This window comes from Streptomyces sp. NPDC054841 (assembly GCF_053611045.1).
This window is the reverse complement of the sequence record NZ_JBSGZO010000546.1, coordinates 1-5,227: the sequence shown is the minus strand read 5'-3', so window position 1 is coordinate 5,227 and position 5,227 is coordinate 1. Positions and strand designations below refer to the sequence as shown.

Annotated in this window: 5 protein-coding genes; 1 reads left to right on the top strand and 4 read right to left on the bottom strand. The window is 71.4% G+C overall.

The annotated features are described in order from the left end of the window. Positions 1-774, bottom strand: a 774-nt coding sequence (locus ACWGI8_RS38825) for a LuxR C-terminal-related transcriptional regulator (protein ID WP_453668151.1), incomplete at its 3' end; no start/stop codon positions are given. Positions 775-1,024: 250 nt separating this feature from the next. On the opposite strand from ACWGI8_RS38825, the gene ACWGI8_RS38820 reads away from it, so the two are divergent. Next, the gene (locus tag ACWGI8_RS38820; RefSeq protein ID WP_453668150.1) at positions 1,025-1,471 is read left to right on the top strand and encodes a GNAT family N-acetyltransferase; all 447 of its coding nucleotides are present in this window, start codon (positions 1,025-1,027) and stop codon (positions 1,469-1,471) included. A gap of 151 nt (positions 1,472-1,622) precedes the next feature. On the opposite strand, the gene galK is transcribed toward ACWGI8_RS38820, so the two are convergent. From galK to galT, 3 genes are read right to left on the bottom strand one after another with little or no spacing between them, the layout of a single operon-like run. Next, complete coding sequence (galK, locus tag ACWGI8_RS38815; protein ID WP_453668149.1) at positions 1,623-2,765, bottom strand: galactokinase; 1,143 nt, start codon at positions 2,763-2,765, stop codon at positions 1,623-1,625. After that, positions 2,762-3,784 carry a UDP-glucose 4-epimerase GalE gene (gene galE / locus ACWGI8_RS38810; RefSeq protein ID WP_453668148.1) on the bottom strand — a complete coding sequence of 341 codons (1,023 nt, stop codon included), beginning with the start codon at positions 3,782-3,784 and terminating at the stop codon, positions 2,762-2,764. Before galE ends, galK begins: the two co-directional genes overlap by 4 nt. After that, entirely contained in the window at positions 3,781-4,824 is a 1,044-nt protein-coding gene (galT, locus tag ACWGI8_RS38805) for a galactose-1-phosphate uridylyltransferase (protein WP_453668147.1), read from the bottom strand. The genes galE and galT overlap by 4 nt, the downstream gene beginning before the upstream one ends. Positions 4,825-5,227 lie beyond the last annotated feature (403 nt).

Sequence of the window (5,227 nt, the reverse complement as noted above, 5' to 3'; positions counted from 1 at the left end):
TTCCCCCCCCCTACCCACAACCCCCGCGGGGGCGGCCCGGCCGCGCCGGCCCCGCCCGACGCCGGCCCGGCGCGCCAGCGCCACCGCGGCGAGGGTGGAGTGCACGCCCAGCTTGCCCAGCACGTTCTGCATGTGCGTGCGGACCGTGTGCGGGGAGAGGAAGAGGCGCTCGGCGACCGCCTTGCGGCCGAGGCCCGCCACCATGCAGCGCAGCACCTCGCGCTCGCGCGGGGTGAGCGACTCGACGAGCCGCTCGCTCTCGGTGCGGTGCTTGCGCGCGGCGGTCAGCTCCCGCAGGACGCCGGTGAGGAGCGCGGGCGGCAGATGCGTCTCGTCGCGCAGCACTCCGCGGATCACCGCGAGCAGCCGCTGCAGCGAGCAGTCCTTGGCCACCCAGCCCGAGGCGCCCGCCTGGAGCGCGAGCGCGGCGCGGCGCGGGTCGTCCTTCTCGGCGAGGACGACCGTGCGGACCGCGGGCCGGGCCGAACGGACCCCGGCCACCAGGGAGATGCCGTCGACGAAGCCGTCCCCGTTGTCGGGGACCGCGCGGGCGACGACCGGGGCCGCCGGCCCCGCCGCCGCGCCCAGATCGGCGTCTATGAGCATGACGTCGAACTTGCGGCCGTCGGCCGCCGCGCGCTCGAGGCAGCGCAGTGCGGCCGGGCCACTGCCCGCCGCGGCGACCTCGACGTCCGGCTCGGCGGCGAGCGCCGCGGCGAGGGACTCGGCGAAGATCCGGTGGTCGTCCACCACGAGAACCCGGATACGAACCACAGACACCCCCAGGTTGCGTTTTCCGGCGGAGGTCATGAAGCGCGGGTACGGCGCCCGGGAATGGAGTGGTACGCAATCCCACGGCCGCCGCCGTGCTTGACTGCTACCCCGCCCCGGGCGTCGTACCCGACTGTCTCGCCCCCTGAACAGCACCGGCCCCCACCGGTGCTGTGCATCAGAGTAAGGCCGGGGGCCGGGAGCGGAAGGATATTTGCAGAACTGTTTGGCCAGGGTGTTTAGGGTGTGCCCCATGTTTCGATTTGAGACAGAAGTCGACAAAGAACGCCGCACTCTGCTCGGCGAGCGGCTGGAAGCCACGAACGCACGGCGCTCCCCGGCGATGCGCGCCCTGGCCGGTACCCCGCACGATGACGAAGTCCCGCTGCAGGTCTGGGTGCTGGACGAGACGACGGGCGAGCTGGCCGCGGGCCTGACGGGCCGCACCTGGGCCCGCTGGCTCCATGTCGACCTGCTCTGGGTCGACGACCCCCACCGCGGCGCGGGCCTCGGCTCCCAGCTCCTCACCGCGGCGGAACGTGAGGCGCGCATCGGCCGCGGCTGCGCGTACGCGCGCCTGGAGACCTGGGACTTCCAGGCGCCCGCGTTCTACAGGAAACACGGGTACGAGATCGTCGGCCGCGTCCCCGAGTACCCACCCGGCGTTACGGAATACATCCTGACGAAGAGGCTCGGCTGAGCCCCGAGGGCCTGACCGCCCGTGCGCGGAGCGCACCGAACAAGCACAGCATCCTGACGAAGAGGCTCGGCTGAGCCCCGAGGGCCTGACCGCCCGTGCGCGGAGCGCACCGAACAAGCACAGCATCCTGACGAAGAGGCCCGGCTGATGCTCAGCCGACCCGGTGCGCCCCGGCCGAAGGGACCGCCGGGAAGATGCGCGGGGCGGTGTGGCCCGCGGCCGCGAAGGCCTCCAGGACCGCCTTGGTCACCGTGTCCGCGTCCGCCGATTCGACCAGGACGATCGCCGAGCCGCCGAAGCCGCCGCCGGTCATCCGGGCCCCCAGCGCGCCCGCCGCGACCGCTGCGGAGACGGCGAGGTCCAACTCCGGGCAGGAGACCTCCAGATCGTCCCGCAGTGAGACGTGGCCCTCGGTGAGGACCGGGCCGACCGCGCGGATGTCGCCCGCGTCGAGGAGCGCGATAGTCCGCTCGACCCGGTGGTTGTCGGTGACGACATGGCGGACGTACCGGCGAATCGTCGCGTTGTTCAAACGCGTGAGGGCGTCTTGCAGTTGCGCGTACGGGACTTCGCGCAGCGTGCGCACCCCCAGCGCCCGCGCACCTTCCTCGCACCCCGCGCGCCGCTGCGCATACGCGCCGTCGTCGAGCGCGTGCTTCACGCGCGTGTCGACGACCAGCAGCCCCAGACCGTGCGCGGCAAGGTCGAAGGGGACCTGGCGGCAGCTCAGATCGCGGGTGTCGAGATGGAGGGCGTGGCCGTCGGTGCAGCAGGCCGACGCCATCTGGTCCATGATCCCGCAGGGGACGCCGACGAACGCGTTCTCGGCGCGCTGAGCCAGTCGCGCCAGCTCCTCGCGGCCCAGGCCGAGCCCGTACAGCTCGTTCAGAGCCAGCGCGGTGACGACCTCCAGGGCCGCCGAGGAGGACAGTCCCGCGCCCGTCGGCACGGTCGAGGCGAGGTGGATGTCGGCGCCGGTGACCGGGTGCCCGGCCTCCCGCAGCGCCCAGACCACCCCCGCCGGGTACGCCGACCAGCCGGAGCAGGAGCCCGGTGCGAGACCGGTGACCGTCAGCTCGATCACGCCCTGGGTGACGTCCGCCGAGTGGACGCGGAGCACCCCGTCCGTGCGGCGGGCGACCGCCGCGACCGCCGTGTGGGGCAGCGCGAGCGGCATCACGAAACCGTCGTTGAAGTCGGTGTACTCGCCGATCAGATTGACCCGTCCCGGCGCCGCCCAGACGCCCTCGGGGGCGTACCCGTACAGCTCCGTGAACTGCCCGGCGACGCTCATCTCTCCGCCGCCTTCTCCACCTTCTCCGCCGCCCTCTCCCGCGCGAACGCCCACGCGTCGGCCACGATGCCCGCGAGGTCCGCCCGCGTCGGGGCCCAGCCCAGCCGCTCCTGGGCAGCCTCGGCGGAGGCGACCAGCACAGCCGGGTCGCCGGCACGGCGGGCGGCCGCGGCCTCGGGGACCGGATGCCCGGTGACCTTGCGGACGGTCTCGATGACCTCGCGGACGGAGAAGCCGTTGCCGTTGCCGAGGTTGCAGATCAGATGCTCGCCGGGGACGACCTTGTCCATGGCGAGCAGATGCGCCTCCGCCAGGTCGGCGACGTGGATGTAGTCGCGTACGCAGGTGCCGTCCGGGGTCGGGTAGTCGTCGCCGAACACGGAGATCGCCTCGCGCCTGCCGAGGGCGACCTGGAGCACGAGCGGGATGAGGTGCGACTCGGGGTCGTGGCGCTCACCGGAGCCGCCGTACGCGCCCGCCACGTTGAAGTAGCGCAGCGAGGCCGCGGCCAGCCCGTGCGCGGCGCACTCGCCGCTGATCATGTGGTCGACGGCGAGCTTCGAGGCGCCGTACGGGCTGGTCGGCGCGGTCGGGTCGGTCTCCCTGATCGGGGTGGAGACGGGCTCTCCGTAGGTCGCCGCGGTGGACGAGAAGACCAGCCTGCGGACCCCGGCGGAACGCATCGCGGCGAGCAGCGCCGTCGTACCGCCGACGTTGTTGACCCAGTACTTCTCGGGATCCACGACCGACTCGCCGACCTGCGAGAACGCGGCGAAGTGCAGGACTCCGTCGTACGAGGAGTCCAGCCATCGGGCAGCGTCCTGGATCCGGCCCTCGATGAACTCGGCGCCCGCCGGGACGCCCTCGCGAAAGCCCGTGGACAGATCGTCGAGCACGGTCACCTCGTGCCCCGCCTCCAGCAGATGCGCGGCCACCACGCTGCCGACGTAGCCGGCTCCGCCCGTCACCAGATACTTCCGGGTCCCGGGGGTCGTCCCCCGCTGAAGCGCAGTACTCACGCGCTCGCCACCTCTCGCAGTCGCTGGGCCGCGGCCTCCGGCGGCACATCGTTGATGAACACGTTCATGCCGGACTCGGAACCGGCGAGGAACTTCAGCTTGCCGGAAGTGCGGCGGATGGTGAAAAGCTCGAGGTGCAGCGCGAATTCCTCGCGCGACACGTCACCGAACGGCGCCTGGTGCCAGGCGGCGATGTACGGCGTCGGCTGCTGGTCCGTGCCGAAGATCCGGTCGAAGCGCCTCAACAATTCCAGATAGACCTGTGGGAATTCTGTGCGCGCCGCCTCGTCCAGTGCCCGCAGGTCCGGCACCCGGCGCCGCGGGTAAAGGTGTACCTCGTACGGCCAGTGGGCGGCGTAGGGCACGAACGCGACCCAGTGTTCGCCCTCCAGGACCACCCGGACGGAGTCTGCGATTTCACGCTCGACGGTGTCGTCGAAGAGATTGCGGCCGGTGGCGGCGAGGTGCTCGGCGACCGAGCGCTGCATGAGGGCGGTGCGGGGGGTGACGAAGGGGTACGCGTAGATCTGCCCGTGCGGATGGCCGAGCGTCACACCGATCTCGGCGCCCCGGTTCTCGAAGCAGAACACCTGCCGGACCTGGGGGAACCCGGCGAGCTCGGCGGTGCGGTCGGTCCAGACGTCCAGGACGAGCGCGACCTGCTGTTCGGTGAGGCCGGCGAAGGACGCGTCGTGGTCGGGGGTGAAGCAGACGACTTCGCAGCGGCCGGAGTCCCCGGCGAGGGAGGGGAAGCGGTTCTCGAAGACGACGACGTCGTAGTCGCTTTCCGGGATCTCGCTGAGCCGGCCGTCCCGGGAGGGGCAGAGAGGGCATTCGTCGGCGGGCGGGTGGTACGTACGGCCCTGGCGGTGGGAGGCGATCGCGACGCTGTCGCCGAGCAGCCGGTCGTGGCGGATCTCGGAGGTCGTGGCGGTGGCGTCCAGCGGCCGGAGGTCGACGGCGTCGCGGACGACGTCGTCGCGGGAGTCGTAGTAGAGCAGCTCTCGGCCGTCGGCGAGCCTGGTCACCGTCTTCTTCACGCGGAGCGCCTCCATAACTCCCACCTACCCAACATAACCGAACACAACAAACCATGAGCCAACAGAGACGTCAACTGTGGCGTGAGTGAACGCGTTGGATTCGGATGGCCAGATATGGAGGGTGCCGTGTGACTCAGGCCGGGCCCGGAGCGGGCCTGATCCACTTCCGGCGCCCACGACGGGCGTGGACGCGTCGGATTCGAATGGCCGGATCTAGAGGGTGCCGTGTGACACAGACCGGGCTCGGAACGGGCCTGATCCACTTCCGGCGCCCACGGCGGGCGTGGACGCGGGCGCGGGACTGGTCCGCGTCCGGTACCGACGGGGGCTTAGGGCCTGTCCGGTGGATCAGGCTGGATCAGCGAGCGAAATAATCTAAGCGGCTGATGTCAATGATTTGTGT

What these genes read in the sequence shown, in the direction of transcription:
- ACWGI8_RS38820 (WP_453668150.1), top strand. Translation starts at nt 1,025, where the DNA reads ATGTTTCGATTTGAGACAGAAGTCGACAAAGAACGCCGCACTCTGCTC.
- galK (WP_453668149.1), bottom strand. Translation starts at nt 2,765, where the DNA reads ATGAGCGTCGCCGGGCAGTTCACGGAGCTGTACGGGTACGCCCCCGAG.